The 14,667-nt window shown below is 74.0% G+C and carries 12 protein-coding genes; 6 read left to right on the top strand and 6 right to left on the bottom strand.

The window, feature by feature from the left end:
* Positions 1-277: 277 nt before the first annotated feature.
* From QRN89_RS07955 to QRN89_RS07970, 4 genes are all read right to left on the bottom strand, one after another.
* Positions 278-2,248 carry a TerD family protein gene (locus QRN89_RS07955; RefSeq protein ID WP_290348639.1) on the bottom strand — a complete coding sequence of 657 codons (1,971 nt, stop codon included), beginning with the start codon at positions 2,246-2,248 and terminating at the stop codon, positions 278-280.
* A 118-nt stretch (positions 2,249-2,366) separates the two neighbouring features.
* On the bottom strand, positions 2,367-2,933 hold the full coding sequence (locus QRN89_RS07960) for a TerD family protein (protein ID WP_290353618.1): 567 nt from the start codon (positions 2,931-2,933) through the stop codon (positions 2,367-2,369).
* 177 nt (positions 2,934-3,110) lie between these two features.
* Entirely contained in the window at positions 3,111-5,270 is a 2,160-nt protein-coding gene (gene uvrB / locus QRN89_RS07965; protein WP_290348640.1) for an excinuclease ABC subunit UvrB, read from the bottom strand.
* A 298-nt stretch (positions 5,271-5,568) separates the two neighbouring features.
* Complete coding sequence (locus QRN89_RS07970) at positions 5,569-6,429, bottom strand: MHYT domain-containing protein (RefSeq protein ID WP_290348641.1); 861 nt, start codon at positions 6,427-6,429, stop codon at positions 5,569-5,571.
* Positions 6,430-6,808: 379 nt separating this feature from the next.
* Here QRN89_RS07970 and QRN89_RS07975 point away from each other — a divergent pair, with 379 nt between their 5' ends.
* On the top strand, positions 6,809-7,345 hold the full coding sequence (locus tag QRN89_RS07975; protein ID WP_290348642.1) for a methylated-DNA--[protein]-cysteine S-methyltransferase: 537 nt from the start codon (positions 6,809-6,811) through the stop codon (positions 7,343-7,345).
* Between the two features lie 73 nt (positions 7,346-7,418).
* Entirely contained in the window at positions 7,419-8,702 is a 1,284-nt protein-coding gene (locus tag QRN89_RS07980) for an MFS transporter (protein WP_390701957.1), read from the top strand.
* A 16-nt stretch (positions 8,703-8,718) separates the two neighbouring features.
* Here QRN89_RS07980 and QRN89_RS07985 read toward each other — a convergent pair whose 3' ends face one another.
* Positions 8,719-9,096 carry a cupin domain-containing protein gene (locus tag QRN89_RS07985; protein ID WP_290348644.1) on the bottom strand — a complete coding sequence of 126 codons (378 nt, stop codon included), beginning with the start codon at positions 9,094-9,096 and terminating at the stop codon, positions 8,719-8,721.
* 205 nt (positions 9,097-9,301) lie between these two features.
* Here QRN89_RS07985 and QRN89_RS07990 point away from each other — a divergent pair, with 205 nt between their 5' ends.
* The 4 genes from QRN89_RS07990 (at position 9,302) to QRN89_RS08005 (ending at position 13,608) form a co-directional block, all read left to right on the top strand.
* On the top strand, positions 9,302-10,153 hold the full coding sequence (locus QRN89_RS07990) for a cysteine peptidase family C39 domain-containing protein (RefSeq protein WP_290348645.1): 852 nt from the start codon (positions 9,302-9,304) through the stop codon (positions 10,151-10,153).
* Positions 10,137-11,498 carry a hypothetical protein gene (locus tag QRN89_RS07995; protein WP_290348646.1) on the top strand — a complete coding sequence of 454 codons (1,362 nt, stop codon included), beginning with the start codon at positions 10,137-10,139 and terminating at the stop codon, positions 11,496-11,498. The genes QRN89_RS07990 and QRN89_RS07995 overlap by 17 nt, the downstream gene beginning before the upstream one ends.
* A 254-nt stretch (positions 11,499-11,752) precedes the next feature.
* Complete coding sequence (locus QRN89_RS08000; RefSeq protein WP_290348647.1) at positions 11,753-12,661, top strand: pseudouridine-5'-phosphate glycosidase; 909 nt, start codon at positions 11,753-11,755, stop codon at positions 12,659-12,661.
* Entirely contained in the window at positions 12,658-13,608 is a 951-nt protein-coding gene (locus QRN89_RS08005) for a carbohydrate kinase family protein (protein WP_290348648.1), read from the top strand. Before QRN89_RS08000 ends, QRN89_RS08005 begins: the two co-directional genes overlap by 4 nt.
* Before the next feature lie 383 nt (positions 13,609-13,991).
* Here QRN89_RS08005 and QRN89_RS08010 read toward each other — a convergent pair whose 3' ends face one another.
* Positions 13,992-14,660 (bottom strand): nucleoside/nucleotide kinase family protein, encoded by a 669-nt coding sequence (locus tag QRN89_RS08010; protein ID WP_290348649.1) that lies wholly within the window; start codon positions 14,658-14,660, stop codon positions 13,992-13,994.
* Positions 14,661-14,667 lie beyond the last annotated feature (7 nt).

The following is a 14,667-nucleotide window of genomic DNA, read 5'->3' on the forward strand; positions in this document are numbered from 1 at the left end:
AGTACTCCCCTCCGCCCGACGAACACTACCCGAAAAACCAAAGGACGGTAAAGGCGGGGGTAATGGAGGGTCAAAGTCCCAGCTCAACGGGCTGAGCCCGGCATCGTCCCACGGTGCGGACACGGCAGCACGGCGAACCCCGGGGCCTGCGGGGACACGGGGGCCGCGGGCCCGCACGGCAGCACGGCAGCAAGGCAGCAAGGCAGCACGCCAGCACGCCAGCACGCCGACGATGCGGCACCGCCGGACGACCAGCGGCGGCGTTTGCCGCCGGAGCTCAGCGCCGCCAGGTCCGCCGTGCCTGTGCGACCTTCGCCAGCACCGCGCCGAGCACGTCACTGCCCTCCGGGACCACCGGCGGCTCGTACGTCCAGGCGTGCTGGACCCATGGATCGGCCAGGTGGTCGTCCGGGACCGGGGTGATCCGCAGGAGGGAGCGCCACAGCGGATCGAGCACCGGCCCGTAGGCGGAGGCGTCCTCCCGGTCGGCCACCATCAGCAGATGGACGCCGACCGCGGGCCCCTCGTCGGCGAGGTAGCGGAGCTGCGTCACGGCCCGGTCGTCGAAGCCGTGCGGGAAGTCGTTGACGATCAGCAGCTGCTGGGCGGTGTCCAGGTCGGGCGGCAGCGCGTCGGCCGCGCCGCCGCGCACGGCCATCTGCACCAGGTCCACGCGTTGCGTGAGCTTCGCGAGCACCGCGGAGACGCCCTGGGCCCCGGCCGCGGGCGGCTCGTCCAGCACGCCCGAGCGCACCAGCGGGGTCAGTGGGCGCGCCGCCGAGCCCGCGGGGTCGATGACGTGCACGGTGAACTCCCCGGCCGGATAGACCGCGAGCAGCCGGGCCGCGTGGGCGACCGCGGTGTCCACGGCGAGCGCGCGCAGTCGCGCCTCGTCCAGCGTCACGGCGGTCTCCGACGTGCTCCGGCCGCTGTCCACCCACAGGCCGCGCTCCAGCGGCAGCCGGACCAGCATCGGGATCCGCAGCTCGGGCCGCTCGGGGAGGTGGAGGTCGCCGAGGCGGAGGGCCATCGGGATCTCCATCGGTACGCGGTAGCCGTGCCAGACCGGGCTGTCCCAGCGGGCGAACGCCGGCGGCAGGGCGGGCTCGACGACCTCGGACTCGGCGGCCAGCTGCGCGAGGTCGCGGTCGAGGACTTCGCGGGCGCGTCCCGTGAGTTCGTCGTGCTTGGCCCGGGCCGCCTCACGGGCTCCGTCCCCCGCGCCGGCGATCCGGCTGCGCGGGTCGGACAGGGCGCGGTCGAGCTCCTGGTCGAGCCGTGAATCGGCGAAGTCCACCGCGCTGCGGTACGCGGCCGTCGTGCGGGCCAGGTCCTCGAACATGCCCCACACCTGGTTGTACAGCCGCTCCTCCATGGACCAGCCGGTGGCGTCGCCCGCGACGGGCACCGGCGGCCGGCCGGGCTCGGCGGGCGGGACTGCCGGGGGCGGGGGCGGCGGCGCGGCGGACTGCCGGCGCGGGTGCGTGTAGTCGATGGGGCCGCCGTGCGTCTGGGCCGACGGCTGCGGTGTCGCCGGGTCCGATGGCCGCCGGCCCGGCCCTTCCGCGGATCCCGCGCCGGCGGCGGGCGCCGGGCCGGGATCCGCGGAGGAGCCGGGGTCGCCCGCGGTGGCGGCTGCGGCCGCGTTGTGCCGTACCTCCGACGTCCGGGGCGGGGGCGTGCCGACGGTGCGCGCGAGCCCGGACGCGACGGATTCCTGGACGACCGCTGCGAGTTCGCCCGCGCGGTCGAGGCCCTGGTCGGTGAGGCACGCGGCGAGGCCGCCCGCGTACCCCTGGCCGACCGCGCGGACCTTCCACGCCCCCTGACGCCGGTAGAGCTCCAGGGCCACGACGGCGGACTCGGAGTCCAGGCCGGTGACCGTGTAGCTGGCGATCTCGTCGCCGTCCGGGGGGCCGACGGTGACGAAGGGGGCGGCGACCGCCCCGAAGCGGACGGGGCACCCCGGGCCCATCGGCAGCGCCAGCAGCACCGTCACCCGATGGACCGAGGCGGGCACGGCGTTCAGGTCGACGGCCAGCAGATGGTCGGCGGTGGCCTGGCGGGAGACCTCGACGCCGGGCAGGGCAGGCTGGGCGGGGTGGGCGACCCACTCGGTGCCCGGTACCCGGCCGTCCTCGTCGCTCAGCGCGGCGGCGGCCACGACCGGCTTGCCGGCCGACACCCGGATGTCGAGTCGGGTGTGGGGCAAGGGATGGTTCTGCCCCCTGACCAGCTCGGCCGTCATCGCCTTCGTCCCCCTCGGTGGTGTGCGGAGCAGCTCCCGGCGGCCTGCCGCCTCCGGGAGCTGCGTGGCCGCGGCGGACGCCGCCGCGGCCTCTGGTGCGGAGCGATGTTCCGCGTGTCTACAGGTGCGGCAGGATCGACGGCATCAGGTCCTGGAACGTACGGCCGTTGGCCGGGTTGCCCAGGGCGGTCATCTGCCAGCCGGAGCCGGCGCGGTGCACCTTGGCCATGATCTGGGCGGTGTACTGGCCGCCGCCGTCCAGGGTGTAGCGGGCGAGCTCCTGGCCGTTGGTCTCGTCCACGATGCGGCAGAACGCGTTCTGCACTTCCTGGAAGGTCTGGCCGGTGAAGGAGTTGACGGTGAACACGATCTGGTCGATGTGCACCGGCACCCGCTGCAGGTCGACGAGGATCGCCTCGTCGTCGCCGCCCTGACCGGCACCGCCGACCAGGTTGTCGCCGGTGTGGCGGACCGATCCGTCGTCGCTCACGAGGTGCCGGAAGAAGACCACGTCCACCGGCTGCTTGTCGGCGAAGAGCACCGCCGAGGCGTCCAGGTCGACCTCGCGGGTGCGCGACCCGAACAGTCCACGCCGGGGCGCCGCCTGCCAGCCGAGGCCCATCCGCACCGCGGTGAGGGTGCCGCCGCCCTTCTTCTCCAGGCTGATGGCCTGTCCCTTGGTCAGATTGACGCCGGGACCCCCGGGCGCATTGCCCTTGGATACGTCCACCACGCGCTGTCCCCTCTCCATGGTTCCCCCGCAACCGTCCGTGTGTGCGGTTGCCTGTACCCTACGCAGTCACCCCGACGGCGCAGCAGACTCGGTGCGCTTTTGTGGCGGTGTTGAGACACGGGCCACGGCTCAGGCGATACCGGCTTCCTTCATCTGCCGCAGCTCCTTCTTCAGTTCGCCGACCTCGTCGCGCAGGCGTGCGGCGACCTCGAACTGGAGCTCCGCCGCCGCGGCGCGCATCCGGTCCGTCATCTCCTCGATGATCCCGGCCAGTTCGGCGGCCGGCCGGTCGCTCGTGATCGCTCCCTTGCCCGCCTTCGCGGACTTGCCGGCCTTGGCGCCCTTGCCGTCGGCCCCCTTGACGGCGTGCGCGGCCAGCGACGGAACGGGTGCCTTGGCCCCCTTGCCGTCCTTGCCCTGCCGATAGCCGCTGCCGAGCAGCTGCTCGGTGTCGACCTCCTCGCGGGCGATGGTGGCGACGATGTCGTTGATCTTCTTGCGCAGCGGCTGCGGGTCGATGCCGTTCGCCTCGTTGTACGCGATCTGCTTGGCCCGGCGCCGGTTGGTCTCCTCGATCGCCTTCTCCATCGCCGGAGTGATCTTGTCGGCGTACATGTGGACCTGGCCGGAGACATTGCGCGCCGCGCGGCCGATGGTCTGGATCAGCGAGGTGCCCGAGCGCAGGAAGCCCTCCTTGTCGGCGTCGAGGATCGCCACCAGCGACACCTCGGGGAGGTCGAGGCCCTCACGGAGGAGGTTGATGCCGACCAGGACGTCGTACTCACCGGCGCGCAGTTCGCGCAGCAGCTCGATCCGGCGGAGCGTGTCGACGTCGCTGTGCAGATAGCGGACCCGGACGCCCAGCTCCAGGAAGTAGTCCGTCAGGTCCTCCGCCATCTTCTTGGTGAGCGTGGTGACGAGGACCCGCTCGTCCTTCTCGGTGCGCGTGCGGATCTCGTGCACCAGGTCGTCGATCTGGCCCTCGGTCGGCTTGACGACCACCTCCGGGTCGACCAGGCCGGTGGGACGGATGATCTGCTCGACGGAACCGTCGCCGCGGGAGAGCTCGTAGGCGCCGGGCGTCGCCGACAGATAGACCGTCTGCCCGATCCGCTCCTGGAACTCCTCCCACTTCAGCGGCCGGTTGTCGAGGGCGGAGGGCAGCCGGAAGCCGTGCTCGACGAGGGTGCGCTTGCGGGAGGCGTCGCCCTCGTACATGGCGCCGATCTGCGGGACCGTCACATGGGACTCGTCGATGACCAGGAGGAAGTCCTCCGGGAAGTAGTCGAGGAGCGTGTTCGGCGCGCTGCCCGGCAGGCGGCCGTCGAAGTGCATCGAGTAGTTCTCGACACCGGAGCAGGTGCCGATCTGGCGCAGCATCTCGATGTCGTACGTGGTGCGCATCCGCAGCCGCTGGGCCTCCAGGAGCTTGCCCTGCTTCTCCAGCTCCGCGAGGCGTTCCTCGAGCTCGCGCTCGATCCCGGTGATCGCCTTCTCCATCCGCTCCGGACCCGCCACATAGTGGCTGGCCGGGAAGACGTACAGCTCGCGGTCGTCGCTGATGACCTCGCCCGTGATCGGGTGGAGTGTGGACAGCGCCTCGATCTCGTCGCCGAACATCTCGATCCGGACGGCGAGCTCCTCGTACACCGGGAAGATCTCGATGGTGTCGCCGCGGACCCGGAAGGTGCCCCGGGTGAAGGCGAGGTCGTTGCGCGCGTACTGGATGTCCACGAAGCGGCGCAGCAGCTGGTCGCGGTCGATCTCGTCGCCGACCCGCAGCGGCACCATGCGGTCCACGTACTCCTGCGGGGTGCCGAGGCCGTAGATGCACGAGACGGAGGCGACCACCACGACGTCCCTGCGGGTCAGCAGGGAGTTCGTGGCGGAGTGGCGCAGCCGCTCGACCTCCTCGTTGATCGAGGAGTCCTTCTCGATGTAGGTGTCCGACTGCGGGACGTAGGCCTCGGGCTGGTAGTAGTCGTAGTACGAGACGAAGTACTCGACGGCGTTGTTCGGCAGCAGCTCGCGGAACTCGTTCGCCAGCTGGGCGGCCAGCGTCTTGTTGGGCGCCATCACGAGGGTCGGGCGCTGGAGCTTCTCGATCATCCAGGCCGTGGTGGCCGACTTGCCGGTGCCGGTCGCACCCAGCAGGACGACGTCCTTCTCGCCCGCGCGGACCCGCCGGTCGAGCTCGGCGATGGCCGCGGGCTGGTCACCGCTGGGCTTGTAGGGGCTGACGACCTCGAAGGGCGCCATCGTGCGTTCGATCTCGGTAACGGGCCGCATGCCATCAACCGTACGACCCCCCACTGACAACCGGGCCCGACCGGTCCCGCGCCGGGCGGCCGCCGTGCGCGGCGCGCCGTGGCGGGGACGGCGTCACGTGGGACGCGCCGGTGCACGTCGGGCGGCCCCGTGCGGATGGGTGCCGTCAGCGCCGGTGCACGTCGGGCGGCCCCGTGCGGATGGGTGCCGTCAGCGCCGGTGCACGTCGGGCGGCCCCGTGCGGGTGGGTGCCGTCAGCGCCGGTGCACGTCGGGCGGCCCCGTGCGGGTGGGTGCCGTCAGGGCCGGCGGGCGCGCTGTCAGCCGCGTCGGGCTTCCCGCGAGGGCGCCGACCAGTTCGCCGGCTCGCCGTAGGAGGGCCGCCGCTGCGCGGGCACGCCCGCGGCGGCCGCCCGCCCCGTGGCGGGAGCGTGCCGGGTGTCCGGGGTGCCGGTGAGAAGCGCGGGGTCGGACATGACGATCACCGCGGCCAGGACCAGGAACACCGCGGGCCCGACCAGCATCGGGGCGAGGAGGGCGACGGGTGCGTCACCGCCGCCGGAGGGCGACGCGGCACCGTGCACATGGACGGTGACGGCCGCCATGCCGGTGTAGTGCATGCCGCTCACCGCCACGCCCATCACCAGGCCGGCGCCGAGGCTCGGCAGGAAGCCGTGGACGGACACCGCCGCCCACAGTGCGGCGGTCGCCGCCACCACGGCGATCACCACCGACAGGGCCACGGTCGGGGTGTCGTACTCGAGTCGCCCCCTGAGCTGCATCCCGGCCATGCCCAGGTAGTGCACGGTCGCGATGCCGAGGCCCGTGATCATGCCTCCGGTGACCAGGGCCATCGTGTTCGCGCCGCGGTGGCCGACGACGAAGATCCCGATCGCTGTCATGACGACGGCGACGCCCAGGCTGGCGAAGGTGACCACGGGGTCGTAGCTGATCGGCACCTCGTCGACGGAGAAGCCCGTCATGGCCACGAAGTGCATCGTCCAGATCCCGGAACCGATGGAGACGGCGCCGAGCGCCAGCCAGCCCGGCCGTACCGAGCCCCCGCTCCGCAGCGCCCTGGTCGTGCAGCGCAGCCCTAGCACACCGCCGAGGCACGCCATGAGGTACGCGGCCACAGGCGTGATGAGCCCGTGGCTGAAACCGTCCACTGTGCCCTGCATCGCGCTATGCCCTTCGCCCCATGTGTCGCCAGGTGTCCTCGTGCGTCCCGTCGAGAAGGCCGTCCGGGGCGAGCGTATGGCGAGCGCCTCGGCAAGCAAACATCGGGAGGGAGATTTACCGCGAGGAAACCGTGGAGCGGGAGCCGCAGCGCGAGGGTTCCGTTCAACTTGTGGCCATCCTGCGACCGTACGTGACCGGTCGGCGAGCCCGTTGAACGTTGATCGGTCCGGCTGCCCGGCCCGGGCGTCGCCGGCCGGGGTCCGGCAGCCCCGGCGGCACCGGCCCGCCAGGGGTCCGGTGCCGGTCGGCCGAGGGCTTGCGTGCGGGGTTCCCCCCGGGCCGGGGCGGCTGTCGGTGCCCGGCCGTACGGTGGTCCGCATGAAGAGCTTCGAGTGGGCGGTCGTGGACTCCGGCATCGGGCCGCTGCTGCTCGCCGCGACCGAGGACGGGCTGGTGAGCGTCTCCTTCCATGCCCACGAGCCGGTGCGGGACAGGGCCCTGGAGCACCTCGCGTCCCGCCTCGGCCGCCGGCCGGTCGAGGACGCGACGGGGTCGGGCCGGCTGGCCGAGCCGATACGCCTGCTCGCGGAGTACTTCGCGGGGCGGCGGACGCAGTTCGGGCTGCCGCTGGACTGGTCGCTGACGTCCGGCTTCAACCGCCGGGTGCTGCGCGAGCTCGCGGAGTCCGTGCCGTACGGGACGGTCGTGGGGTACGGGGAGCTGGCCGACCGGGTGGGCCGTCCCGGCGCCGCCCAGGCCGTGGGCGCGGCGATGGGTTCGAACCCCCTGCCCCTGGTGGTGCCGTGCCACCGGGTGGTGGAGAGCGACGGCGGCCTGGGCGGGTTCGGCGGTGGTCCGGAGACCAAGCGGAAGCTGCTGGCGCTGGAGGGCGTGCTGCCCCAGCCGCTCTTCTGACCGCCCCGGCCGCGCGGACCGCACGCGGCCGCCGGGGATGCCGTGGAGGGGAGGTCACTGGCACACTGCGGCAGTGGCCAGTACCTCGCATGACGTGCCGATAGCCGTGGGCTCCGTCGACCTGCCCGCCCTGCGCCGCAGGATCACGCCCGTGCTGATCGTGAGCCAGATCCTGGGCGGGCTCGGGGTCGCGACCGGCATCGCCCTGGCAGCCGTGCTGGCCCAGCAGGTCAGCGGGTCGGAGGCGCTGTCGGGCCTGGCCCCCACCGCGACGGTCGCCGGGACGGCGCTGCTGTCCGTGCCGCTCGCCGCGCTCATGACCGCTCGCGGGCGGCGCCCCGGGCTGGTGCTGGCCTATGTGATCGGGTCCGCGGGTGCGGGTGTGGTGGTGCTGGCGTCGGTGCTCGGGAACTTCCCCCTGCTCCTGCTGGGAATGGCCGCGTTCGGAGCCGCGTCCTCGGCGAACCTCCAGGCGCGGTTCGCCGCCGCGGACCTGGCGGAACCGGCGCGACGCGCCCGCGCCATCTCCCTGGTGGTGTGGGCGACCACGATCGGCGCGGTCCTCGGACCGAACATCGCGGCACCGGCGGGCCGCAGCGTCTCCGGGGTCGGCATACCGGAGGCCGCGGGGCCGTTCGTCTGGGCCGCCGGGGTCTTTCTGATCGCGGCGGTGGTCGTCGCCGTCCTGCTCCGGCCTGATCCGCTGCTGACGGCCCGGGCGCTCGCGCCGTCGGAGGAGGGGGACAAGGAGGAGCGGTCGCTGCGGGCGGGGGTGCGTGCCGTACGGGAGTCCACGGGGGCCCGGCTGGCGCTCGTCACGGTCGCGGTGTCGCACACCGCGATGGTGTCGATCATGTCGATGACCCCCGTGGCGCTGAGCCACCACGGCGCCGGTATCCAGCTGATCGGCCTGGTCATCAGTGGCCACATCGCCGGTATGTACGCGTTCTCGCCGGTGATGGGCATGCTGTCCGACCGCTTCGGCAGACTCTCCGTGATCGGCCTCGCCGTGGCACTGCTGTCGGTCGCCGCACTGCTCGCGGGTACCGCGGGGGCGAGCCACGGCCGTACGGCGGCGGGTCTGTTCCTGCTCGGCCTCGGCTGGTCCGCCGGCCTGGTCTCCGGTTCCGCCCTGCTCACCGACTCCGTCCCGGGCCCCGCCCGGGCCGCGGCCCAGGGCCTGTCGGACCTGACCATGAACGCGTCAGCGGGCATCGGCGGTGTCATGGCGGGACTGATCGTCGCGCAGGGAGGCTACGGCCTGCTCAACCTCATCGGCGCGTGTCTGCTGCTGCCGCTCGCGGCCCTCGCCGTCCGCCGCGCCCTCGCGGGAAGCGGCAAAGCGGCCGAGGGCTGACCGCCCACCGGCGCCGTCACTGGCTGATGTGGTACGCCTTGCGCAGCGTCTCGTGCACGGTCCACGTCGTACGGTCGCCCTCGCGCAGCACACAGGCGTCGCCCGGCCCGATCTCCAGCGTGTCGCCGCCCTCGACCGCGACCGTGGCGCGCCCGCTCACGACGACGAACAGTTCGTCGGCCTCCGTGTCGGTGACCACGCCGGGCGTGATCTGCCAGAGGCCGCGCACCTGCTTCCCGTCCTCGGACTCCCACAGCACCCTGCCCGTCACCACCGGGTCCCCCGAGACGATCTGCGCCGGGTCGAGGGGCTCGGGCTCCAGCTCCGCGTCCGCAATGTGCACGACGAACGAAGGAGAAGAAGGCCCGGCAACTGAGTGATCAAAGGTCGTCATGGCCGCTCACCTTAGCGGGCGAAAGATCCGCGGTGAGCGGCGAGCCGCCCCGGGAGGCGCAGAGGCAGGCGGCACCGTCGTGGTACGCCCACAGCTGCCCACGCGCAACGGCGTGCGACACCCACGGCAGCGCTTGCCCGAGTTCCCCCTCGTACAGGAGCGACCACCGATGTCAGCAGTGCGCACAGGGCGTTGCCTCGCCCTCATGACGGCCGCGTGCCTCCTCTCCGCCCTCACGACGGCCGGACCGACCGCCGCCGCGGAGCCCGCCGACGCCCGCGCGACGGCCGGGCACGACACCGATCCGTTCCCCGGATCCGAGTCCCGGCGGGCACCCGGAGCCTTCTACAAGCAGGCCCTCGACACCCTGGGCCCGCAGCGGCTCACCGCGGAGCAGCGCAGGCTGACCGCCCGGAAGGAGGCGGAGGCCTCCTCGTGGTTCCGACGGCCCGCCGCCCGCGCGAAGCGCGCCGGCTACGTCGTCTCGGGCGGGCTGCACCAGTCCCAGCAGACGTCGTACTGGTGCGGACCGGCGGCGCTCGTCATCGCGCAGTCCGCGCACGACGAGGTCGGTGGACGGTCGCAGCAGAGCGCGGCGAACCTCCTGGAGACCGATTCCAGCGGCACGGCCTGGTACGGGGTCGGCATCGACGTACCCGAGCCGACCGGCTATCCGATGGTCGACGCCCTCAACCACCGTCTCCCGGGGGCCAACTACGTGCCCCGGTCGCTCCCGTACAGCCCGACGTCGGCCGACGTGGCGGACTTCCGGGAGCACATCGTCCACAACACGGACTACGACTACGCGATCGCCGGCAACGCCTGGGAGGTGCCGGGCGGACCGCACCTGGCAGGCCACCCGAACATCGAGATCTTCCACTGGGTCGCCATCGACGGCTACAACAGCGACACGGACGCGCAGCAGGTCCGCTATCTGGACCCGGTCGGCGGGGTGAGCACCAGCGTCATCTCGTGGGCGGGCGGCGTCCCCAAGTCGGCCAGGATCTCCGCGGACACCCTCACGACGATCATGGGTGGCCGTGGCTACGTCTGGTAGGTCCATCAGGAAGCATCTGATCCGCGGGCCCCGTCGGGACGGCGGGGCGGCGCCGGACCGGCCGCTCCGCGCGGGCGGGCTCCGAGCGGGGGCGAACGCGCCGTCGGTCCCGGCGCTGCTGGGCTCGGCCCTGCTGGTGGTCGCGGGCCTGGGATGTTCACCGGGCCGCACGTCCGGCCCCGCGGAGCCCACGCCCTCCCCGGTTCCCTCGGCATCCGCCTCCGCCGGGCCGACGCCGTCCTCGCACGCGCTCCCGTCCGGCTCCGTGCCGACGGGGTCGCCGCCGGCGACGGTCGTCAGGGCGGCCTGCGAGGCACCCCTGCCCGAGAGCTGGCGGTCCGCGCTCGCGGCGGGCGAGTTCCGTGCGCCGACGGGCCAGCGCGCCGTCCTCACCGAGGTCGGCCCCCGGGCCCGCTGGACCGTCGTCCAGCTCTCCGACGGGCGGAGCCGCCGGGCGGCCGTGGTCGAGGACGCCGAGCCGCCGCGCACGCTGCTGACGTTCACCGACCCCGTCGAGCACCAGCTCCTCGCCGCCGATGTGTCGGCGGACGGGAGGTGGACGGCGTTCGCGGTGCTGGAAGGACGCACGCTCGACAGTCCGTGGTCGCTGTACGTGCAGGACGCCGAGGGCGGGATGCGCCGACTCGCACGGTCCACCCTCCCCGGTCCGCTCCCCCAGCCCGTCGTCCGGGACGGTTCGGTCTTCTGGGCGCAGGGCACGGGCAAGGGCCGGGCCACGATCTTCACCAGTCCGGTCCGCCCGCCCGGCTCAGGGGACCGGGCGCCCGCGCCGCGCGCCCTGCACTCCGGGGTGATCGACGCCCCGTTCGCCGCGGGCGCGCTGCTGGCGTGGCGGGAGGCGGGTGCGGACGGCCGGTCGACGAAGCTGTCCGCGCTGTCGTTCGCCACGCTGCGCCCGGCCGGGCTGCCGGGTCCTCTCGGCGCGCTGCGCGATCTGAGGTCCCCGGCCTCGGACGGGGCGACCTGGGCCTGGATCGAGGACGAGGCGGACGGGGGTGAACCGAGGCTGGTGGTCTGGCGGCAGGGACAGTCGTCACCGGTGGCCCGGCTCTCCGGGGCCCCCGCGGCCGAGGGGCTCGACCAGCTGCGGATCAGCGGTGAACTGATCACCTGGCGTACGCCGGAGGCCGCCTACGCACTGGACCTGCGGACCTCCGCGTACACGCGCGTCACCCCGCAGTACGGCTACGCCCAGGCCAGGGCGGGCACGCTGGCCGTCGCGTACAACAGGGACCGGACGAAGGGGCCGGGTGCGCGGTCGGTGATCCAGGTCGTGCGCGCGGACCGGCTGCCCCGGCTGGCGAAGCCGCGGGGCTGCGGCTGACGCCGCGGAGCCCCGCCGGGCCTCCCGTGCCCGCGGTGCTCCGGCCGGAGGCCGCGATGGCCGGTGGACGCCGATGGCCGGTGGACGCCGATGGCCGGAGGCCGCGATGGCGGTGGGCGCGGTGATCCGGTGATCCGGTGATCCGGTGGGACGGGAGCAGGCGCGGACGCGGGGCGGCACCCTGATGCGGCCGGCCGTGACGGCCCGACTGGCGAAACGTTTGGGCAGACCGTTGCCGTGCCAGGGATGTGGACATGCCCGAGACCACGCTGATGCTGTCCGAAGAGGTGCGGGAGGCGTTCGACGCGCGTCGGCCCGTTGTCGCCCTGGAGTCCACGATCATCGCCCACGGACTGCCGCGACCACGCAATCTGGCCGTCGCCGAGGAGCTGGAGTCGCTGGTCAGAGGCGTCGGCGCGGTGCCCGCGACGATCGCCGTGCTGGACGGACGGGCCCATGTCGGCCTGGACAAGCACGAGTTGGAGCGCATCGCGACCGACCCGGCGGTGCGCAAGTTCGGACATCGCGACCTGGCGCCCGCCCTCGCCACCGGGGCCAGCGGCGCGACGACCGTGTCCGCCACGGCGTTCCTGGCGGCTCGCGCCGGAATCCGGGTCTTCGCTACCGGCGGACTCGGCGGGGTCCACCGGGAGTGGACGGTCACCCAGGACGAGTCGGCGGATCTGCGGCTGCTCGCCAGGACGGGGATCACCGTCGTCTGCGCCGGGGTCAAGTCGATCCTCGACGTCGCGGCGACGCTGCAGCGCCTGGAAACGCTCGGGGTCGGCGTCCTCGGCTACGGCACCGACCACTTCCCCGGCTTCTATCTGTCCTCCTCCGGGCTGCCGGTCGACTGGACGGTCCGTACCCCGGAGGAGGTGGCGGACGTGATGCGGGCGAAGGACGCGCTCGGCGGGCCGGAGACGGCGCTCGTCGTGGCCCAGCCGGTGCCGGAGGACGAGCAGTTGGACCCCGCGCTGCACGACCGCGTGCTCGCGGAGGCACTGGACGAGTGCCGGGAGCGGGGCATCGGCGGCCAGGCGGTCACCCCGTTCCTGCTGGACTTCCTGATGAAACGCACGGACGGCGCCTCGCTGGAGGCCAATCTGGCGGCGGTACGCGGCAACGTACGGCTGGCGGCGCGGATCGCGGCGGCGCTGTGAGGCCACCCGGGGAGGGCGCGCGGTCGACGGGGCCGGACGCGACCGGGGCGTTGCTGGTCGTCGGGGACGTGGCCACGGACGTGGTGGCCCGGCACGACGCGGCGCTCACGCACGGGACGGACACCGCGGCGGTGATACGGACGCTCCCGGGCGGGGCCGGCGCCAATGCCGCCTGCTGGGCGGCGCACTCGGGCTGTGCGGACGTACGGCTGCTCGGCCGGGTCGGCGCCGGCACGGCGGACCGGCACGGCACGCTGCTGCGGGACTCCGGGGTCCGCCCGATGCTGGTTCCGGACGAGGAGGCACCGACGGCCACGATCGTCGCACTGGTCGACGCGCAGGCCGAACGTACGTTCCTCACCGACAGTGGGGCGGCGCTGCGGCTGTGCCCCGCCGACTGGTCGGCGGGGCTGCTGGACGGGGTGGCCAGGCTCCATCTGTCCGGGTACCTCTTCTTCTCCGAGCCCAGCCGCGAACTGGCCGGGCTGGCGCTGGCGGACGCGCTCGACCGGGGCGTCCCGGTGAGCGTCGACCCGGCGTCTGCGGGGTTCATCGCCGCGCTCGGCGTGGACCGGTTCCTCGCGGCGACGGCGGGGGCGGCGGTGCTCCTCCCGAACGCGGACGAGGCGCGGCTCCTCACCGGCCTCCCCGACGTCGCCGACGCCGCGGCCAAGCTGAGCCGCCACGTCCCGCTGGCCGTCGTCACGCTCGGCGCGGGCGGTGCGCTCGTCGCGGAGTCGGGCGCGGTGACGGCCCGGGTCTCCGCCGTCCCCGCGACGGCGATCGACTCCACGGGCGCGGGCGACGCCTTCACCGGCGCCTTCCTGGCCGCACTGCTCGCCGGTGCGTCCCCGGCCGCCGCGGCGTCGGCGGGATGCCGCGCGGGCGCCCGAGCGATCACCGTGTGCGGGGGCCGCCCGCCGGGGCGTCCGGGGACGCACCCGTAGGCCGCGGTCCGGGAGTACCGGGTGCGGGGGCGGCCCACGCAATCGGCCGGTACCGCAACGGTCCGACGCCGGCGTCCCCGGCCGCCGCGGCGTCGGCGGGATGCCGCGCGGGCGCCCGAGCGATCACCGTGTGCGGGGGCCGCCCGCCGGGGCGTCCGGGGACGGGCCCGTAGGCCGCGGTCCGGGAGTACCGGGTGCGGGGGCGGCCCACGCAATCGGCCGGTACCGCAAGGTCCGGTACCGCAACCGCCCGGGGTCCCCGCGCGTGCGGCCCCCGTACACGGCCGGTCCCGCACCGCCCGGCCGGTACCGCACGGTCCGGTACCGCACCCGTCCGGTTCCGAGAACCGTCCGGGACCCCGCGCGTGCGGCCCCGGAGTCTCCTACCGCGCTGCGCCGTTCTCGTCCTCGGCCTCCCACGGCGCGTTCCACGCGGGGTGGCGCGGGTCGTCGGCGCGGACCACCACGTCGGCTGCGCCGGACGGCGAGACCTCGTGCTCGTAGCGCTCGAAGGCCGGCAGCGTCCACAGCTCGCCGGGGTCTGTGCGGCGACGAAGGGCACCGGGCGACAGGCGCAGATGGACGGTCAGGTCGAAGGGGAACCAGTGCCCGAGGAGGAGCGGGCCGTGGAGCACCAGCACGCCGCCGGGCGGCAGTTCGGCGCGCGGGCTACGGGTCGAGCGGTCCGTGGCCGGGTCCCGGAGGTCCGGGAGCACCCGGCCCGAGCCGCCCGGCTCCAGCGGCCCGAACACCTCGCGCCAGAGCGCCCCGGTGTCGAACCAGCCGTCGTAGTAGCTGTCGGGATCCTCGCGACCGAGCTCGAACCGCAGCGAGGCGGGCCGCAGGAACCCGCCCGTGCCCACGACCTGCACCGCCCGGCCGCGCAGCCGCAGAGCCTCGGCGAGGGCGCCGGCCGTGCCCGCCGTGCCGGCGGCGGGGGCGCCGTCGACGGCGATGCGCAGCCAGGGGCTGCCGTCGTCGGCCCGGCTCGCCGTGACGCGCTCGGCGAGGGCCTCGGTCAGCCGTTCCCAGGTGATCGGTTCCAGTCGCACCGGTCCA

Source organism: Streptomyces sp. HUAS CB01 (assembly GCF_030406905.1).
Classification (GTDB): Bacteria; Actinomycetota; Actinomycetes; order Streptomycetales; family Streptomycetaceae; genus Streptomyces; species Streptomyces chengbuensis.

Coding starts and splice junctions, on each gene's coding strand:
- QRN89_RS08000 (WP_290348647.1), top strand. CDS start 11,753: ATGCCCGAGACCACGCTGATGCTGTCCGAAGAGGTGCGGGAGGCGTTC.
- QRN89_RS07955 (WP_290348639.1), bottom strand. CDS start 2,248: ATGACGGCCGAGCTGGTCAGGGGGCAGAACCATCCCTTGCCCCACACC.
- QRN89_RS07985 (WP_290348644.1), bottom strand. CDS start 9,096: ATGACGACCTTTGATCACTCAGTTGCCGGGCCTTCTTCTCCTTCGTTC.
- QRN89_RS07990 (WP_290348645.1), top strand. CDS start 9,302: ATGACGGCCGCGTGCCTCCTCTCCGCCCTCACGACGGCCGGACCGACC.
- QRN89_RS07970 (WP_290348641.1), bottom strand. CDS start 6,429: ATGCAGGGCACAGTGGACGGTTTCAGCCACGGGCTCATCACGCCTGTG.
- uvrB (WP_290348640.1), bottom strand. CDS start 5,270: ATGCGGCCCGTTACCGAGATCGAACGCACGATGGCGCCCTTCGAGGTC.
- QRN89_RS07975 (WP_290348642.1), top strand. CDS start 6,809: ATGAAGAGCTTCGAGTGGGCGGTCGTGGACTCCGGCATCGGGCCGCTG.